We start from the raw sequence: 17,924 nt of genomic DNA on the forward strand, positions 1-17,924 counted from the left end.
AGTGAAGAAGGTGTAAAGATAAATTTAAGGTTCTATATAGGGATAAAAAAGACAAACCTAGGATAGGAAGAGTTAATAGGGAGATATAAATGAAAACCAGTATACTTATGCTATAATTTAATAAAGTGACTCTGTGTTTTAGAAAAATTGGATAAAGGATGCATTGACCAACCATGTATGAGAATCAGACTTCTATGCACCACAAGCTGTTTATTATCGGCGCAGGTGCTGCTGGATTAATGGCCGCTGTTACTGCGCGGGATATGGGTATCGATACGGCCATTCTGGAGGGTAACGACCGGATTGGAAAGAAGATATTAATGACAGGTGATGGCCGCTGTAACATTACGAATGAATCCACTGCGACGGGTACGGATGAAGCAATTGCTTTATCGCACAAGTATCACAGTAATCAGGCCGGATTTCCACTTGCGGTATTGCAGCAATTTGGTATCCGTCAGACTATAGATTTTTTCTCCTTTCTCGGGCTTCCACTTACAAGATTGAAGGAGGGCTTGATGTATCCAATGTCGCTGCAGGCAGCAGCGGTGCTGGATATTTTCCAGCTTGCGCTGGAGGATCGGAATGTTCCGGTATACCTCAATAACAAAGTGTTGGATGTTACTGTTTCGAAGAATCATCCGCGCTTCAAGATAAAATGCCAAACGGAGACAGAGGAGGAGGTTGTTTATACTAGCGACTATCTACTTCTATCTGCGGGTGGCCTTGCCGGTCCAAATGCGGGAAAAGAACCTCCTGGGTATACACTTGCCGAACGTCTGGGGCACACCCTGATTGAGCCTTTGCCGGCCATTGTGCAATTGAAGCTGCAATATCCGAATATGAGGGCACTGTCCACTATCAAATCTCAGGGACAAGCCCATATCATTGTGAACAGTAAAGTCATCTGCAGTGAACAGGGTGAAATTGCCTTCACGGATTATGGTATTACCGGCCCGCCGATTCTTCAGCTAAGCAGGAAGGCTGCGTATCATCTTGCAAGAGGAGAACAGGTAACATTGTCGGTTGATCTGATGCCGGGCCGCACGGAGGAAGAGTTAGTTGAGTTTTTAGAAAGGCTCTGGGAGACCTTTGGACACCGGACTGTGGCGGATTGCCTTGTTGGCATCTTCAATAAGAAGCTTGTTTCTGTCCTACTAAAAGAGACTGGCTTAGATCAACAGCCAGAGCTGCTTTGCCAGGATCTATCGATGAAAACCAAGGGGAAATTTTATCGAATCTTGAAGCGTTGGGAATTTAAAGTGACGGATACCAATGGCTTTACGAATGCGCAAGTGACAGCCGGCGGCATTGATACGTCGGAACTCATCGAAGGAACGCTGGAATCCAAGCTGGTGCCTGGGCTGTATTTGGCTGGCGAAGTGATGGATGTCGACGGAGATTTCGGCGGCTATAACCTGCAATGGGCCTGGAGTTCCGGATATGTGGCCGCCATGGCGCTAGCTAAGTCAATTCAATAAATTTATTAGGAAAAGGGATGCATCAATTAACATGTATAAGGATCAGACTTCTAAGCACCACGAGCTGTTCATTATCGGTGGGGGTGCTGCAGGTCTAATGGCTGCAGTTACAGCGAGGGATCAAGGTATTGATACAGCAATTATTGAAAGCAATGACCGGCTTGGGAAGAAAATAATAACGACGGGTAACGGGCGTTGCAATATTACGAACCAATCCACCGCCACCGGTACGGATGAAGCGGCCGCTTTATCACGCAAGTATCACAGTAATCAGGAAGGATTCCCAATACATGTATTGCGGCAATTCGGTGTCCGCCAAACGATCGAATTTTTCTCCTCACTCGGGCTTCCTTTTGTAAGCTTGGAGAATGGCCGGATGTATCCGATGTCGCTGCAGGCGGCTTCGGTGCCGGGTGTATTTAAGCTGGCGCTGGAGGATCGGAATGTTCCCGTATATTATAAACATAAAGTGTTGGATGTTACCGTTTCGGCAGGACATCCGCGGTTCGCGATAACCTGCCAGACGGAGACAGAGGAACAGGTTGTGTATACCAGCGACTATCTTTTTCTATGTGCAGGCGGCCTTACCGCTCCCAAAACGGGAACGGACGGCTCCGGTTATACGCTTGTCCAACGCCTGGGGCACACCCTGATCAACCCGGTGCCAGGCATTGTACAATTGAAGCTGGATTATCCGTATTTGAAGGAACTATCGGGCATCAAATTTGAGGGAGAGGCCCATGTTATCGTAAACAATGAAGTCATCCGCACTGAGTCTGGTGAGATTCTTTTTACGGACTATGGTATCTCGGGCCCGCCCATACTTCAGCTCAGCAGAAAGGCTGCGTATAATCTCGGAATAGGAGAATCGGTGACATTGTCGGTTGATTTAATGCCGGAGCGCACGGAGGAAGAGTTAATTGATTTTCTGGAGATCCACTGGGGGATCTTCGGACACCGGACGGTTGCCGATTCTTTTGTGGGCATCGTCAGCAAGAAACTGATTCCAGTTCTGCTGAAGGAGGCTGGAATTGATCAACAGCCGCACTTGCTTTGTATGGATTTATCATGGAAAACCAAGAAAATATTTTATCGAATCTTGAAACGTTGGGAATTTAAAGTGACCGATACCAATAGCTTCACGAATGCACAAACAACAGCCGGTGGCATCGATACGACGGAGCTAATCGAAGGAACGTTAGAATCTAAGTTAGTCCCTGGGCTGTATTTGGCAGGTGAAGTGATGGATGTGGATGGAGATTGCGGCGGCTATAACCTGCAATGGGCTTGGAGCTCCGGCTACGCCGCTGCTATGGCGCTTGCTAAGCGACGTGCCAGCACCACGTAAGGGGACAGAGGGTTGCTGTAACAAGTCTGGTTTTAGTAATGTGAAAGCGATGAGGATTGTTTCTCATCGCTTTTTTGTGATTTTTTAAAGTTTGGTGCTCATTTTATTCGTTGCTTAACTCTGATGTCTTTATTTTACCTCAACTTTATTGTCGTCCCTTTATTAATCCTTAAGTTTATCAATTAGAGTTAGTATTCGTCTATTTTTTGTGTCTTCCTTTTTAGCAAGCTCAATATAATTAATCTGCTCTCGTTTAATGTAATCAGGCTGGTTTAGAAATGTATTCAGCATGTGGTACTCTTCAAGGTTTGTAGTAATGTAATCTGGAACAATCAGTTTACGATTTTCCTCGCATTTCTTAAGTATTATATGTAATGTATCACCGAGCTCTTTTTGTACTGCTCTTCGAATAAATTCGTTATAAACAAAATAATGCCCATTCTTTGACGGCAATAAAGTATGGTCAAATTCGTACCCGTCAACAGAGATTTGAATAGGTACTTTACCATTAGTATTGAATATCTCACTATCAAATTCATAAACCATATTAAATAACACTCCTCGTGGAAAGAAGCTGATTTCGGTCACTAATTTTATCATAGCCACTTTGCTGTTTGTAGGTGATTCGAATTCAATATGCTGTTGCAATAACCTATATGATGTTGAACATGCCTTATCTGCATGAGGATAACATCAGTTTTAGTTATTTCTTCGTATAGTACACATGGTTCCAATAATCTGCCGTCGGTAAGTTCAGCAAAAAAATTACGAGCCACACTCATTATCTCCTCTACGTACTCCGTCATTTCCTCCTTAGTAGGGTAGTCAGAGCACTCCTTATCTAAGTCTTCTGTTATATCTTTACCGAAGTCAGGTATCGTGAATTCTTCATCCTTCTGCTGCCTAAACCAAAATTTCATGCTGGTTGTAGCATGGAATATATGCTTCCAGTATTTATGCTTGGCATCCTTCCAAAAATGATCAGGACATACTTCGATAAGATTCTTCAACATTTCTACGGTTGGATCAAACTGTCTTCTAAAAACAGTCACCATCTTATCACTCATGTTCATCAACTCACTTCTCGGAATTTAGAATCTTAACTTTATTCTTGTCCTAAACAACCAAAACCTTCCATTTTACGATGATGCATTTGGAAAATTTGTGAAATATACTCAATCACAAACCCATAAAATGTAAAAATGTCACATCATAATTTAATGACTGCTGTCACTATTTATCTTAAATTAAAAGCATTACAATATAGGATAGGTTTCGCGATTCAATCCTAAAAAATTTATTACTTATACTGGAGGAACCTCTAGAAGATGAACCCACAACTGTTACGGGATTTTCCGTTCTTTGAACATCTTGATGATGAATATTTAGCTGAAATTGCTAAGGTATGTAACGAGCGTACTTATATAAAAGGAGAGTCCATTTTTTTTGAGGGTGAAGAGGGAGAGGAGCTTTATCTGGTTCTCTCTGGAGTTGTTCAAATCTATCAAGATAACCACTCTAGGGATGTAATTCTTTCTATTTTTAGAGAAGGTGATTTCTTTGGAGAGATGGCTTTGTTGCAAAACGAAAGAGCGCGCTCTGCTTCTGCAAGGACCATTGAGAAGTCTACCTTATGTATTTTGAAAAAACGTGATTTCATTCCTTTACTAAAAAGTAATCCGGAAATACTAATCGGCATTTTGGAAACAGCATTAGATCGTCTGCGGGATGCCAATAAATTAATAACAGACTTAACCGTTATCGACGTGCGTACGCGTATTGCTCGCGTGTTGTTGCGTCTAACAGAACAGCACGGAGTGCCCTCTGATGAAGGTGTTCTAATCGATTTGAAATTAACGCATCAACACCTGGCGGATATGACAGGAACGGCGCGTGAGACCGTGACAAAATCATTGCTTGGATTACAGGATGAGCAGTTGATACGTATTGATCAGAGGAAAATACTTGTGTGTAACATAGATAGACTTAGAAATATACTTGACGTAATCTGAGTGAGTTCAAATGTTTGAATTTGTAATTGGGGTTACAGACCATAAATCACCCTAAATGATATAACAATATTAACAAAGAACGCGTACATTTTGCTTTATTAATCGTGATGACACAATGATCATCCATAAATGAAAAGGGGAAATGAAATGAGTGTAAAAAAATTGGTTTTATCTATGTCAGGTACTTTTTTACTGGGGATCATTGTAGGAGGGGCCTTGTTATATAACAATTCGGTTTATAACTCTGTTAAGGATGCCCTGAATGGAAATGCCACGCAAAACTCGGTAGGTAGCGTTAATTTGGAGGGGATGACACAGGTTAACATTCAGGGCATGGATCTTGAAACCGCAATGATGGCTGTGCAGGAGAATCGTACTAATATGTTAGAGAGTCAGTTAAAAGATCAAATCACAGCTGTACAAGCCCAGAATGAAACAATCGCAAAACTGAATCAATTGTTGGGAGTTATTAATGAAGAGCTAGGGAAGCTTCCTTCTGGTGCTGAGGCCGGCTCTGCTGTGGAGCTGGTAGATGACAAGGGTGCTATGTTTACTGCTATGGGCATGGCTATACCGCAAACCAAAGGGGAACTTGAGAAGCTGTTAGGGCAAATCAAGTCACAGATTGATAGTGCAAGTAATAGCCAGCAAATGGACATGCTGCGCCTGCAAAGTTTAACGAATAAACGTAACGAAGCCTTCGATGTAATGACGAATTTTATTAAAAAAATGCAAGATTCCAGAAGTAGTATTATAGGGAATATGCGGTGATGAGTTAAAACTATGATATCCAAAGCTGCAGTTGATTTTCTACGAGATCATCCGTTTTTACGAGGTATTCCTGATGATGAGCTACAAAATGTAATTAACGCTATAACACTTGTGTCTTTAGAGGATGGACAACGACTTCTTATGGAAGCGTCCACCTCTAAGGACTGTTTCATTTTATGGCAAGGGAAGGTGCAAGTAACCTCAGTTAACTTAGTTGGGAAAACACTGCTCTTAGCTGAACTTGGACCGGGAGAGTTAGTGGGAGAGATGGGTCTTATTCGGAACGAACAAAGATCAGCTAGTGTTACGGCAATCGGGCCAGTAAAGGCGTTGCGTCTAGACCGTCCATCCTTCGAATATTTGGCGAACCTAAGTCCATTATTTTACGAGAGTGTGCTTGTGAACATACGGATCCGAATGATCCATAGTATGCTTCGTAAAGCTACAATCTGGTCGGTCATACCTGATGCTGAGCTTCGGGGTCTTGCAGAGATTACAATGTTCAAGAAAGTCACGAAGGGTGAAGAGATTATCGTGGAAGGTGCGGTAATTGATCATTTTTTCATGATTAACAGCGGGAGTATCGAGCTTCGTGGCCAAAAGCGGCGTAAGACTGTTCTTCGAGAAGGAGATTTTTATGGAGAGACAGAGTTACTAACAGACACGGCTGCCTCACACACGTTGATCGCGGTAGAAGATAGTGAATTACTTATCATGGGCAAGTTAGAGTTCTTAACTATACTCGACTATTACGCTCCGGTTCGTCAACAACTCATTAAGGTTCTAAACATACGAACACCCCATCTGCTGGAGAAAGTTACAATTGCCATCGGCGAGGAGTCTATTGCCGAGGATAAGGAATCTCTACCTAAAACCAAAGACAAGTGGATTGACCAGCTGTTATGGCTGGTAGGTGGATTTCTTGTAGTCTCCTTCTTGGCACTATTCCTTCATAGCCAATGGTGGAAGATCGCCACCTTGATTGTTGGAGGAGTGGTGGGTCCCGCAGCCTTCGTAGCTTTTGTGAGAAGTCAGCAGTTAATAGGCTTCCGTCAGCGGAGACTTGTTTTAGTTTTTGTATCTACCGCGGTTGTGGCTATCCCTCTGGCTTGGTATTTAGAGCGGATATGGCTTTTTGAAGTAAAAGCAAATTCTTCTGATTTTTCACAGCTTTACGTACCTTTGTCTGTAGCCCTAATAGAAGAAACAGCGAAATTATTAATTTGTGTGATGCTCGTTCGAACGCGGAAAATCCAATTTCTAATGGATGCAGTGGTGTTTGGTGCGGCAGCAGGCATGGGATTCGCGGCAGTGGAAAGTGTTATTTATGGATGGGTTCATCTAGACGAGGCATCGTCAATAGGGATGCTTACCGTCCTATGGATGAGAGCATTATTATCGCCCTTCGGTCATGGAACATGGACTGCGATTGCCACTGTGGGGATATGGTATGCAAGTAGCATGCATAAGAATTCGAGCTTGGGGGACGTCAAGCCATGGACAAGATGGCGACGCGCAATTGAAATGTTTTTAGTAGTAGTTGTGATGCATGCATTATGGAATTATCACTTTGAACCGGGGCTGATGAAGGCCGGTGTTATGGCCGTAGTCGGGATTATGGGTCTCTTTTTATTGTTCTTACTCATTCGTAGGGGAAGAAGAGAGGAATTCCATGCCTTGAATATGTTAAATCCAACAATGAATGAGGCGATCCGACATGACGAACAAGTGAAGCCTATGACGCAGGAGCTTTATTGTGAAGGCTGCGGGTCAATGTCTCCGCCGGGTACACGTTATTGCACACGTTGTAGCCAGGCACTAAGGATTAAATGATTTGATACGGCTCCATAGGTAGTAAAAGAAAAGACACCTTGAAGGGTGTCTTTTTACGTTATTGCAGCTCGAAAAAAAGATGCCAACATTATCCCTGACTTTAATGAAAGTTCCCGGTTTCATTTTCCGTGAATTTGCCGTCGCTGTCATGCTGGGATTGCTTGCGGCGATCATTACGGGCTTGTTGCTGCTGTTGGGCTTCCAGGCTGTTTACGGGCGTGGCTTCCAAATCTTTTACAGTGTTGATCAGATTCTTGTCTGGTTTACTTGCGCTCAATTGAAAATTCCTCCTTGATTACCTAATGGTTGTGAATTTTATTATGTGCTGGCTACTGTGTGGCTATTCGTGTTGTATGATCACAATCCATTCGCTGTCCTATAATCATTAGCTCAGAACACGGTTAGATAGGGGAGATATGAGTAAATGATTGTTTCGGAACCTTTTTTAGTTTTGATATGTTGAACGTGTTATGGTTCCAGAATTTGTATTATTTTCGAAGGGATACAGGGGTTAGATGCAGGATCTCTTTCTAAATATTTAGGAGGTGAAAAGAGAAACTTCATTCTTTTGCAAGCGGTTACAAGGATATCTGCAACAAATTAAAATAGGGAGGAAATAAAATGAAAAAAAGAGTTGCAAAGGTAACCAGTATTGTTGTGTTGTTTTCTCTTGCTCTTTCTTTAATAGTAGGTGGATGGACAAATACGGTGGTGCATGCTGCTGGTCTTGCGGTAACAGGCAGTGGAGGCTGGAATGAAACGGCATACGTGGAATGGTCACCTGTAAGCAATGCGACAGGGTATAACGTTTATGTTAAATTGGCAAGTGCAGCGGATTCTGGGTATCAACAAATTAATAATGAGTTAATCCGCAAATATCCTTCCTACTGGAGAGCAGATGCTGTAGGGCTTGCAGCCGGAAATTATGTGATGAAAGTTGAAGCTACTTTGTCAGGGGGTGGGACGGTAAGTGCGGTTTCAAATCCACTATCCGTAACGTCATATGACCGCTCAGGATTTGCTTTTTCGACTAGTTCGCAATATGGTACAGGATCAGGGGCTTATAATGAGAATGGAACCCTCAAGAATGGTGCTCAAGTGCTTTATATAACATCTCAGACTGCGCAAACCATAACCCTTGGTGTGAAAATCAACAGCTCCGGCGCTGTACAAACAGGGGTTGGCCTGGGCGGTATTTTGGCACTGAGACAAAAAGGCTATGATACCACTCCACTTGCGATTCGAATTATCGGAAAAGTTACAGCTGCTGATCTGAGTGGACAGCTTAACAGCAGTGGGTATCTTGAAGTCAAAGGTAAAAACAATTATTCGGAAATGAATATTACTATTGAAGGTATCGGAAATGATGCTTACGCATACGGTTGGGGAATGCTTCTAAGATATGTAGGTAATGTGGAAGTAAGAAACCTGGGTGTAATGTTATTCCCCGACGATGGCATTTCAATGGATTCTGGCAATATGAATGTCTGGGTGCATAATAATGATATTTTTTATGGAGCTGCTGGAGGCGATGCAGACCAAGCCAAGGGCGACGGTTCCACAGACCTTAAAAATGGATCCAACTATATTACAATCTCTTACAACCATTACTGGGATTCCGGAAAATCTTCGCTAGTTGGTTTGAGTGAGCCGGCTGAATTTTTTGTTACCTTCCACCACAACTGGTTTGACCATTCGGACTCCCGTCATCCGCGGATTAGAGTGGCATCCGTCCATATCTATAACAACTTTTTCGATGGTATCTCCAAATACGGTGTGGGTGTTACTACAGGTGCTTCAGCTTTTGTAGAATCTAATTATTTTAGACATGCTAAGTTTCCAATGATGATCTCTTTACAAGGTACAGATGCTTTAGGGGAGGGCACATTCTCAGGCGAAAATGGAGGTGTGATTAAAGCCTATAACAATCTTATTGTAGAGGCTTCAAGTCTCATCTATGCGAATTCAAACACAGGGACAGCTCCTGCTAATGTTACCTCATTTGATGCTTACTTAGCTTCGTCAAGAAATGAAACCGTCCCAAGCTCATACAAAGCATTAAAAGGCGGAACAGCCTATAACAACTTCGACACGAGCGTAAATACAGGAGTGAACGTATCTAATATTGATAACGTAAGCAATGTTGAACAGATTGTTATGGCAAAAGCCGGACGTCTGAATGGCGGAGACTTCACATGGGAATTTAATGATTCAGTGGATGACGTTTCGTATGCGTTGAATACAGCGCTGATGTCTGCAATCAGAAGCTACACAACGGGACTTGTCTCTGTAGGGGGGAATTCAAACCCAACGAACCCGACTCCGACTCCATCAGTAACACCTACGCCAACAGTAACTCCTGTGCCAACAGCGACCCCAGCTCCAACAGCGACTCCAGCACCGACGACAACGCCAGTGCCGACAGCGGGAGCAACCGTTCACAACTTTACTACGGATGGAACAACAAGCAGCTTCTTCAATATTCAAGGCAATCTCTCAACAAGTAAGGGAACTGTGGCCTATCAGGGTTTAACCCTAACCCAATGTCTAAAAATCGAGAGTGTTACCAGCATTCAATTCACTGCTGCTAAAGCTTCAACGCTAACCCTAGTGTTCAACACAGAGGGATCGAAAATCAAAGTGGATGGAACAAGTTATCCTATAACCAATGGCATTGCCACTGTCTCTCTAGCCGCAGGTGCACATACCATTACAAAAGATAGTACGGCGAATCTATACTATATGAAGCTGGAATAGGGGAATGGCTGCCTCTACTTTAATATGGAGTATCAGAAACGCAGAAAAGCGACCTGTAGGGGTCGCTTTTCTTTGCTTTTTCTTATGATCTTATTACTTGAGTTATTGTCGATTCAAAAACTATTAATTTTGTGTTGATTTGATTAATCTTTATCATCAACCAAATCAATAATCTCACGAATATCCTCAATATTTAAAGCTTCTGCAATTTTGCCTATATGACTAAAGTTAATATTCTCCCTTTTTCCATTAGCTAACTCACTTAATGCGGCATGTCGGACATCGGATATTCTGGACAATTGTCGTAGGGAAATCTTATGTTTTTTGGTCAATTCTGATATTTTTACTATAACTCTCTTTCCCACTTCTAATCCCCTCACTAACTCTGAGTTTTCATCTTGACTATATGCATAAGACGGATTTTCTTTTCATGAGAATAAACCTCTCAGTTTTTAAGAAAGCTGCTGTAAGTAAAGTAAAAGACATCTTAACCGTGTCTTTTACTTTACTATATAAGCACGTTTCAACACTTCAGGATAGTTGACCAGCTTATACTAATTCTCGGTTATTCCCCATACCGGTCAATCGCCATAGCTGCGGATTTCAGCATGCGCCGCTTAAGATGCTCACCCTCGACGATTTTTACGCGGAGGCCAAGAAAACGGATTTTGGACAATAGGAATTCGCTATCGTCTCTCATGTAGATGACTTTGATTCGATAGATACCCGAATTTTCATCAAAGGACACGGATTTATCAAAACAGGAAAAGGCGTACAGAATTCGTGATAGCTCAGCATTAAAGGTGGGGATGACTTGAATACATGCACATTCCTTCTGATCCTCTAATAATCGCATTATCCTTGCTTTTAAATCATTAATCCGTTTGGCAGGGAAGGGAGCTACTTCAACAGAAATAATGTTTTTTAGTTTAGTGGACATAAGAGAACGTTGCCGGGTGCTGTACCATTGCAGATACCACTCCCGCTTATACATGTTGTATTCCAGCTTGTGAGGGAACCCGGCTTGGTCAGTTCGTTGGCCTCCATGCTTAATATGGAAAGTAATAAGGATCGCTTGATTCTGCATGATTATACGGCGGAGTGTACGAAGCATTGGATGATAGACCTGCCGCTCTTTGCTTTTAGCTTTCTCCATAATAATTTGCCGCACTTCTGTGGACGCTTCTGCCTCCAATATGGCGTTCAATTTACTTAAGGTATCCAGTGTAAAAGCTGCTTCTGAGGCCGGGTGCATTAACATGGTTTTCAGCCAGGAACGTTCCTGGGAGGTCAGCGCTAATGAACCCACTTCGTCGAGGCGTGAAATGATTTGGAAGTTAAATATTTTCTCAAATGGATTCATAATAGCTGTGAATCTCCTTCCACTCCGCGATAAATTGCTTACGCAGCCAAGGGGGTTCTAATACCTCGCAGCTCGAGCCAAAGCTTCGTAACCACGGCTTAATTTCATAAATACCATTCACTATGATCTCATAAAGGAATGTAGAATCGGACTCTTCCGTAATTTCTCCCCACTGTCCCTGCGCTTCAACCCGCTCCCGAATAAAATTAACACCTGGGCGATTGGGGTTATATAATCTCGCCACCACTTTAATTGCACGGGTGGTATCTATAACCCAGCTGGTTGTCATCTGTTCTTCCAGATTGCTGAGTTTCTGAGCAAACTCTGCTTCTTCCACAGTGTCGCCCTCCTCAATTTGAGTAAGGCCCTCCATTCGGAATTTCATGATGCCCATACGTGAATTATGTCCGATTAAATACCAGCGCCCATATTGATGGTCATAGATGACGCGGAGCGGAAGAACAGTTTCTGTGACGCCCCTTGTTTCCCGCTCAAAGAGAGGATTGGTATTCTGAGAGGCGTAGTTTTTGCCCTTTTTAGGGGATAGATATAGAAACTTGATTTTTTTTCGCTGCTGAATGGCTGCAAATATCGTATATAGGTGTGCCTCATCAAGAATACGTGAATGATAATTATATTTGTATCTATGGGTTTCCGTAGCTTCGAGGGTATAACCCCGCTTCCGCAGGACCTTTTTTAAGGTGTCGCGCAGCAGGTAACCTTGTACAGACGGAGTCTGCGTGTTGGCGATGACATCAACATAGTCGTAAAGATCCAAGAGCTGATCGCCGGATAATTGATCAATCAGATCGTTAGCAGCCTTGTATCGATAAGGCCGACCTTCGTTTACACGAAGAATAACGCCAACTTCCTCAAGGTATTTCAGATCTCCACGGATGGTTTTCTCATCGGGCATTGGATAATCGGTTGGCATTTGCTCACTGCAGACATCCTGTAGATCTTTAGCCGTTAGCTCCTGAGTCTGGAGCGCAGTTAATAGTAGAGTAAGCCGGATGCTCTCCGTTTCCTTAAGCGACTTCGCCCGGAACAAGAACAGGAGCAGCGGGTCGGCAGATTCATAGTAGTTATAGCGGAGCCACTCAGAGAGTTCTGTTCCTTGTTCTGTAGGCAGATCCTGTTGTAAGACGGTTACCATGCCCTTCAGGTTGCGCAGCGTTTTGTCATAGGTATGTACAGAAATGCCGAGACGATCGGCGAATTGTTGTCTGCTGTAAGCTCCCCCCGCTAAAGAGAGCATGCGAAGAAATTGAATCTCCTTGTCAAAACTTTCCCGGGCCATTTGTATCCCTCCAGCCTGTAGCGAATCCATAAGAAATAGTAGTACTCATTATATTAAGCACCAGAGTTGAATAAAATGGAAGTGTTTTTGGCCGCCGCCATACTTCCGCCCTGTTCGTTACAGGGAAGATGAGCGAAGATAGATCCATGAAGCCAAAGCAATTCTGATGAGGCGTTCGAATAGTAACAAGGGTAGAGAATAGGGAAGTAACCGATCTGGAGGGATGAAGATGGATCCTATAAACAAGCTTATCCGTGAGCAGCTGGAACAGATTGAACAGGAGGAGCAAGTTACAATATTGTATGCCTGCGAATCAGGCAGCCGGGCGTGGGGATTCCCATCGCAGGACAGCGATTATGATGTGAGATTTATTTATCTGCATAAACCGGAATGGTATCTATCTATTTTTGATAAGCGGGATGTGATCGAGCGTCCTATTAACAATATGCTTGATATCAATGGCTGGGATTTGCGGAAAGCACTGAATTTATTTCGGAAGTCTAATCCACCGCTGCTGGAGTGGCTGCAATCACCCATTCAATATGCAGAAAAGTACAGTACAGCAGAGAAGCTTAGAAGCATCTCCCCGTACACGTTTTCGCCGAAGTCTTGTATGTACCATTACTTAAACATGGCAAGAGGGAACTACCGTGATTATTTGCAAGGCGAACAGGTCAAGATCAAAAAGTACTTTTATGTACTTCGTCCCGTTCTAGCCTGTGAATGGACTCACCGATATGGAGAGATGCCGCCGATGGAGTTCGATGTACTGGTAGAGCGGCTTATTCCGCAGGATGAAGAGCTGTGGCAGGTGATTCAGCAATTGCTGGCACGAAAAAAATCCGGTGAGGAACTAGACTACGAGCCGCAGCTAACCGCGATTAACGATTATTTAGAAGAACAGTTCCAAGTGTTGGATAAGGTGGCGGCGTCCTTGAATGCTAAGGAGAACAACAAGGATCATCAGCTGGATGCTCTATTTCGAGAAGCTTTACAGGAAGTATGGGGACGGGCCCTATAGAAAGATTGATAGGAGGAAGATGGTAGTGGCTATTGTACAACTGAAATCTACGAATCCAAAATTCACTTTTTTAATTAAAAAAAATCCAGTGACAGGTATGCAGCTTCGTCCGGTTCGTCAGGGAGTGGCGTATGGATGGTATTCTGATGAGGCAACTTATAACGTTTATTTTAAGGACGCAGATAACGATATATCCTACAAGCAGAATGGAAGCGAGGGCTTTGAGTATCTAAATGTCTCCCGGTTTAACACACCTCTATTTCCGCTTAATGCGGTCAATGAGTTTTTCTCTACACCCTTCAAAGCCCAGGATGAACGGGATGCGGAAGGATATGAGCATTCTTTTTTCATCAATATGGTTCAGGTTGAGCGGATACACTATGTTGAATTTTTCCAAAAGCATTTAAAGGGCTATACCTTCTCCTTGCAGCATCAGGCACATAAGAGCTATTCGCTGACGATTACCACACATAAAAGCTTGTATCACCTCTTACATGTTGTTGGTGTGCTGTCCTTGTTCTTATCCATATTTGGGGATGAGTACATAGATATTTCGGATGCTATTTTGGATAAATATATCCGCAGCCTTAACGTCATTGATGCACCTTTTTATATAAGAAGTCTATTTGCAAGGAATTTCCTTACCTCTAAGGAACGGTTCAAGCGATATAAAGCCTCCATCGAACAAACAGACCAGTATTCTATTGGGCTGGAGTATGGCGGTACTGCGATGCAGCGGCGTACTTTTATTTCGAGTGTGCTTCCATTCAATAAGCCGATTCTGGACATCGGCTGCGGAGAAGGTTTCTATGCAATTCCGTTTGCCGGAAAAATAGAGAGCACCTATTATGCGGTAGATATAGCCGAGGCGTTGCTGGAGGTTGTGAATCGGAAAGCGAAAGCTAAGGACATTGATAACATTGCAACCTTTGGCTCACTGGACCATTTTCTGGAGTCGTACAATGGGGAGCAGGTTGATGTGATTCTAACAGAAGTTGTAGAGCACATGAGTGAGGGTGAAGCGGCAGAGCTTATTCAGCAAATAATCGGTAATGTGAATTTTCAACAGCTTATTGTGACGACACCAAATGCTGATTTCAATCGTTACTATGAGCTGGAAGGATTCCGGCATGAAGATCACAAGTGGGAAATGGGACAGGAAGCGTTCGTGCAATGGGTTTTGGATACGGTTCAAGGTTTAGCAGTCGAGGTTGAATATTTGATGGTTGGTGACCGGGTTGGCGAGATCCGTACGACGCAATGCGCTATTGTGCGAAGAAAGGAGGAGTAGACAGTGGAAATTCAAACGCGTGTACATACCATATTTCTGCTTGTAGGAGCAACGGAATGCGGGAAATCAACTTTTGCTAAAGAAGTTCTGATCCCGCAGTTAAAACTAGAGGATGCCTCCAAAGGTTTACGTACGAATGTGCAGTATTTATCCTCGGATAGTATCCGCCAGGAGATATTGGGCTACGACTATGATAAGTATGATCAGGTTATGCTGGAGGCGAGTTCGCATACCTTTCAATTATTGTTTGAGAGATTGAAGTTAGTCACTTCTTTTCCGATTAATTCGGAGTTTGTGGTGATGGATACCATTGGGCTATCCGAAGATTACCGTAGTAAAGTCCGTGAGATCGCCGGGCAAAATAATTATAATCTGGAGGTTATTCTGTTTGATTACCGTAAACGGGAGGATTACTACGTCTCGGAGCGCTCGAAGAAGCTGATCTCCAATCATTTAAACCGGCTGAGAAAAGAAGTCCTGCCTGTTCTGTCACGGGAAGGTTACAACAAGATTCATAAAGTGCGTGCTAAAGATTTTATTCTCGAGGGTGAAGGGATACCTAACCCGGACTACCGGGTGATTATACAGGATTGGGATACTTACGCATCTACGGTACTTCTACAAGCACAAGAGTATATTGTGGTTGGGGATGTTCATGAGTGCGTCGAAGAGCTTCAGGGACTATTACGTAATTACGGCTACAGGGTGCACGAAGGTAAGTTAAGTGCAACAGATAAGCTCAGTAACACACGAGTCATTCTTGCTGGTGACTGGATTGATAAGGGCAAAAAGACACGGGAGACGATTGAGTTCTTATTTGATAACCGCGAGCATTTCCTATTTGTTATGGGCAATCACGAGAACTTTGTATACAAGTACGTAAAGGGTGAGATTCAAGGAACCGATCCGGAACTGCTAAGAACGTACTTTGATTCCACCCAAGTGCTTAAGGAGGATACCGCGCTTTTTAGTAAATTTTCGGCTTTAGTGGAGCAATCTCAGCCCTTTTACCGCTATATAGGTATGCAAGGTCCTTCTTTTTATGTTACTCATGCTCCTTGCCGTAATAAGTACATTGGTAAGCTGGATACGAATTCACTACGCCATCAGCGTAACTTTCGGCTGGATCGTGAGGTTTCCTTTGAGGAACAGCTTGATTTCCTAAAGCAAGAGGCTGTGAGTAATCACCCCTTTCATCTCTTCGGACATATTGCAGCCAAGCAGACTTTTCGGATCAAAAACAAACTCCACCTCGACACAGGGAGTGCGCAGGGTAATGAACTAACTTCTGTTCGCATGTCGTTTAAACCTTTCTATAAAAGTCAAAAATCGCGTGTGACTACGGTGCACGAAGAGCTACCTATCCTGTTCCGGGAAAAGCAAACCGTATCCTTGTTAGAGCTTGATTACGAGTCTGTGCGCAGACTGCAGTATTCCTCGCAGAACCGGGTCAACTTCATCTCCGGGACGATGTCACCTGCGGATAAGGATATGGCTGCCGGTGAGCTTGAGTCTCTGCGAAAAGGGTTGGATTATTTTGCCGAGCGTCGTATATCTGAAGTCGTCCTGCAGCCTAAATATATGGGATCACGCTGTAGTGTGTACCTTTACCGGGATATAGAGCAGTGTTACGCAATTAGCCGGAACGGCTACAAGGTTAAGGCGGTCGATCTGACGCCTATCTACGAACAACTGCTGCATAGATTCGGAACCTATATGGCTGAGCAGGGGATCCGTGTGCTTTTACTGGATGGCGAGCTGCTGCCTTGGAAAGCGCTTGGGGATGGGTTAATTGAGCGTCAGTTCCGGCCGATTAGCAGGGCGCTGGAGACAGAGCTGGATTTCTTAAGACAAAATGGATTTGAGGAGTCACTGGGTAAACTGATACAGGATTTTGAAGCAAGCGGGTTTGAACAAGACCAGCACCATATGTCGAAAGAGGCGCTTAACAACAACTATGGGCCTCATGTTTACCAGACTTTTAAGTATGTCCGTGACATAAGAGAATCGTATGTTGATCTTGACCAGCGTGAGGAAGCTTACAGAGTATACAAGCAGCAACTGGAGTTGTATGCGGGTGATGCAGAATTAGCGTACAAACCTTTTGCAACCCTGAAGGAAGTACTGGAGAATGGTGCTGAACGGGTACCTGACGGTAAAACCTCCGAATTATACAGGTTCTTAAATGATGATGAATCTCTGGTTTTGGACTTGAAAGAGCCTGATGCCTACATCAGAGCAGAGGAGTATTTCGCAAAGATAACGGTAGAGAAACATATGGAGGGAATTGTAATCAAACCGGAGCAAGAACAGCAGGGGGTAGTCCCATACATGAAGGTCCGCAATCCGGGCTACCTGTCGATCATCTACGGGTACGACTACAAGTTTCCACATAAGTATGCCAAGCTGATGAAACAGAAGAATATCGCTCCTAAGCTTCGGACGTCCTTAATCGAACACCGGCTGGGCAGACAAATGCTAGAAGTGAAGCTGGATGAGATCTCGTCTGACAACGAGGACTACAAGCAAATTGCAGCAAACCTGTTATTCGAGGTAACGAAAGAGAAAGAGATTGACCCGAGGTTGTAGAGGATTGTTACAGGCGAAGAAACTTGGTTTGCCAATTATGAGAATGAGTTCAGGCTGTCGGGAAGGTCCCGGCAGTCTTTTTTTCGTCATTTGAATCCAGCTCAATCGCGGTCATAGAGCCGGAAGGCAAGTGTACAAGCCTCGTTCTAATTGTAAAA

General features: G+C 43.6%; 15 protein-coding genes. 9 read left to right on the plus strand and 6 right to left on the minus strand.

Translation table 11 applies throughout. The features are described 5' to 3' along the window. Positions 1-173 precede the first annotated feature (173 nt). On the plus strand, positions 174-1,481 hold the full coding sequence (locus NYE58_RS01045) for an aminoacetone oxidase family FAD-binding enzyme (protein WP_081398313.1): 1,308 nt from the start codon (positions 174-176) through the stop codon (positions 1,479-1,481). A gap of 31 nt (positions 1,482-1,512) precedes the next feature. Then, on the plus strand, positions 1,513-2,829 hold the full coding sequence (locus NYE58_RS01050; protein ID WP_076220239.1) for a BaiN/RdsA family NAD(P)/FAD-dependent oxidoreductase: 1,317 nt from the start codon (positions 1,513-1,515) through the stop codon (positions 2,827-2,829). Positions 2,830-2,991: 162 nt separating this feature from the next. Here NYE58_RS01050 and NYE58_RS01055 read toward each other — a convergent pair whose 3' ends face one another. After that, positions 2,992-3,375 carry a YdeI/OmpD-associated family protein gene (locus tag NYE58_RS01055; protein ID WP_076275898.1) on the minus strand — a complete coding sequence of 128 codons (384 nt, stop codon included), beginning with the start codon at positions 3,373-3,375 and terminating at the stop codon, positions 2,992-2,994. A gap of 50 nt (positions 3,376-3,425) precedes the next feature. Continuing rightward, the gene (locus NYE58_RS01060; RefSeq protein WP_179086299.1) at positions 3,426-3,896 is read right to left on the minus strand and encodes a DinB family protein; all 471 of its coding nucleotides are present in this window, start codon (positions 3,894-3,896) and stop codon (positions 3,426-3,428) included. Between the two features lie 261 nt (positions 3,897-4,157). Here NYE58_RS01060 and NYE58_RS01065 point away from each other — a divergent pair, with 261 nt between their 5' ends. From NYE58_RS01065 to NYE58_RS01075, 3 genes are all read left to right on the plus strand, one after another. Further along, a complete protein-coding gene (locus NYE58_RS01065) occupies positions 4,158-4,841 on the plus strand; it encodes a Crp/Fnr family transcriptional regulator (RefSeq protein WP_076275899.1) in 684 nt (227 codons plus the stop codon). A gap of 147 nt (positions 4,842-4,988) precedes the next feature. Continuing rightward, a complete protein-coding gene (locus NYE58_RS01070; protein WP_076219839.1) occupies positions 4,989-5,612 on the plus strand; it encodes a hypothetical protein in 624 nt (207 codons plus the stop codon). A 12-nt stretch (positions 5,613-5,624) separates the two neighbouring features. After that, positions 5,625-7,445 carry a cyclic nucleotide-binding domain-containing protein gene (locus tag NYE58_RS01075; RefSeq protein WP_081387383.1) on the plus strand — a complete coding sequence of 607 codons (1,821 nt, stop codon included), beginning with the start codon at positions 5,625-5,627 and terminating at the stop codon, positions 7,443-7,445. 100 nt (positions 7,446-7,545) lie between these two features. Here NYE58_RS01075 and NYE58_RS01080 read toward each other — a convergent pair whose 3' ends face one another. Then, positions 7,546-7,722, minus strand: coding sequence for a hypothetical protein (locus tag NYE58_RS01080; protein ID WP_175617392.1), 177 nt, complete (start codon positions 7,720-7,722; stop codon positions 7,546-7,548). 344 nt (positions 7,723-8,066) lie between these two features. Here NYE58_RS01080 and NYE58_RS01085 point away from each other — a divergent pair, with 344 nt between their 5' ends. Beyond that, on the plus strand, positions 8,067-10,202 hold the full coding sequence (locus NYE58_RS01085) for a pectate lyase family protein (protein ID WP_076219838.1): 2,136 nt from the start codon (positions 8,067-8,069) through the stop codon (positions 10,200-10,202). Positions 10,203-10,345: 143 nt separating this feature from the next. Here NYE58_RS01085 and NYE58_RS01090 read toward each other — a convergent pair whose 3' ends face one another. The 3 genes from NYE58_RS01090 to NYE58_RS01100 form a co-directional block, all read right to left on the minus strand. Then, the gene (locus NYE58_RS01090; protein ID WP_076219837.1) at positions 10,346-10,567 is read right to left on the minus strand and encodes a helix-turn-helix domain-containing protein; all 222 of its coding nucleotides are present in this window, start codon (positions 10,565-10,567) and stop codon (positions 10,346-10,348) included. A 200-nt stretch (positions 10,568-10,767) separates the two neighbouring features. Further along, on the minus strand, positions 10,768-11,565 hold the full coding sequence (locus tag NYE58_RS01095) for a WYL domain-containing protein (protein ID WP_076192619.1): 798 nt from the start codon (positions 11,563-11,565) through the stop codon (positions 10,768-10,770). Then, positions 11,552-12,865, minus strand: a complete 1,314-nt coding sequence (locus NYE58_RS01100) for a helix-turn-helix transcriptional regulator (protein ID WP_341000915.1) — start codon at positions 12,863-12,865, stop codon at positions 11,552-11,554. Before NYE58_RS01100 ends, NYE58_RS01095 begins: the two co-directional genes overlap by 14 nt. Before the next feature lie 229 nt (positions 12,866-13,094). Here NYE58_RS01100 and NYE58_RS01105 point away from each other — a divergent pair, with 229 nt between their 5' ends. Genes NYE58_RS01105 through NYE58_RS01115 form a run of 3 tightly spaced genes read left to right on the plus strand, consistent with a single transcriptional unit; the run spans position 13,095 to position 17,766 of the window. Then, entirely contained in the window at positions 13,095-13,886 is a 792-nt protein-coding gene (locus NYE58_RS01105) for a nucleotidyltransferase domain-containing protein (RefSeq protein ID WP_076192614.1), read from the plus strand. Positions 13,887-13,911: 25 nt separating this feature from the next. Next, the gene (locus NYE58_RS01110; protein WP_076219836.1) at positions 13,912-15,177 is read left to right on the plus strand and encodes a class I SAM-dependent methyltransferase; all 1,266 of its coding nucleotides are present in this window, start codon (positions 13,912-13,914) and stop codon (positions 15,175-15,177) included. Positions 15,178-15,180: 3 nt separating this feature from the next. Further along, positions 15,181-17,766 carry a metallophosphoesterase gene (locus NYE58_RS01115; protein WP_341000916.1) on the plus strand — a complete coding sequence of 862 codons (2,586 nt, stop codon included), beginning with the start codon at positions 15,181-15,183 and terminating at the stop codon, positions 17,764-17,766. Positions 17,767-17,924: the final 158 nt, after the last annotated feature.

This window comes from Paenibacillus sp. FSL L8-0708, from assembly GCF_038009325.1.
GTDB classification, from domain to species: domain Bacteria; phylum Bacillota; class Bacilli; order Paenibacillales; family Paenibacillaceae; genus Paenibacillus_AQ; species Paenibacillus_AQ odorifer.

Bases quoted from the DNA above. Each gene is read 5' to 3' on its own strand.
- NYE58_RS01095 (WP_076192619.1), bottom strand. From the start codon at position 11,565: ATGAATCCATTTGAGAAAATATTTAACTTCCAAATCATTTCACGCCTC.
- NYE58_RS01105 (WP_076192614.1), top strand. From the start codon at position 13,095: ATGGATCCTATAAACAAGCTTATCCGTGAGCAGCTGGAACAGATTGAA.
- NYE58_RS01085 (WP_076219838.1), top strand. From the start codon at position 8,067: ATGAAAAAAAGAGTTGCAAAGGTAACCAGTATTGTTGTGTTGTTTTCT.
- NYE58_RS01045 (WP_081398313.1), top strand. From the start codon at position 174: ATGTATGAGAATCAGACTTCTATGCACCACAAGCTGTTTATTATCGGC.
- NYE58_RS01065 (WP_076275899.1), top strand. From the start codon at position 4,158: ATGAACCCACAACTGTTACGGGATTTTCCGTTCTTTGAACATCTTGAT.
- NYE58_RS01075 (WP_081387383.1), top strand. From the start codon at position 5,625: ATGATATCCAAAGCTGCAGTTGATTTTCTACGAGATCATCCGTTTTTA.
- NYE58_RS01055 (WP_076275898.1), bottom strand. From the start codon at position 3,375: ATGGTTTATGAATTTGATAGTGAGATATTCAATACTAATGGTAAAGTA.
- NYE58_RS01100 (WP_341000915.1), bottom strand. From the start codon at position 12,865: ATGGCCCGGGAAAGTTTTGACAAGGAGATTCAATTTCTTCGCATGCTC.
- NYE58_RS01060 (WP_179086299.1), bottom strand. From the start codon at position 3,896: ATGAGTGATAAGATGGTGACTGTTTTTAGAAGACAGTTTGATCCAACC.
- NYE58_RS01050 (WP_076220239.1), top strand. From the start codon at position 1,513: ATGTATAAGGATCAGACTTCTAAGCACCACGAGCTGTTCATTATCGGT.
- NYE58_RS01070 (WP_076219839.1), top strand. From the start codon at position 4,989: ATGAGTGTAAAAAAATTGGTTTTATCTATGTCAGGTACTTTTTTACTG.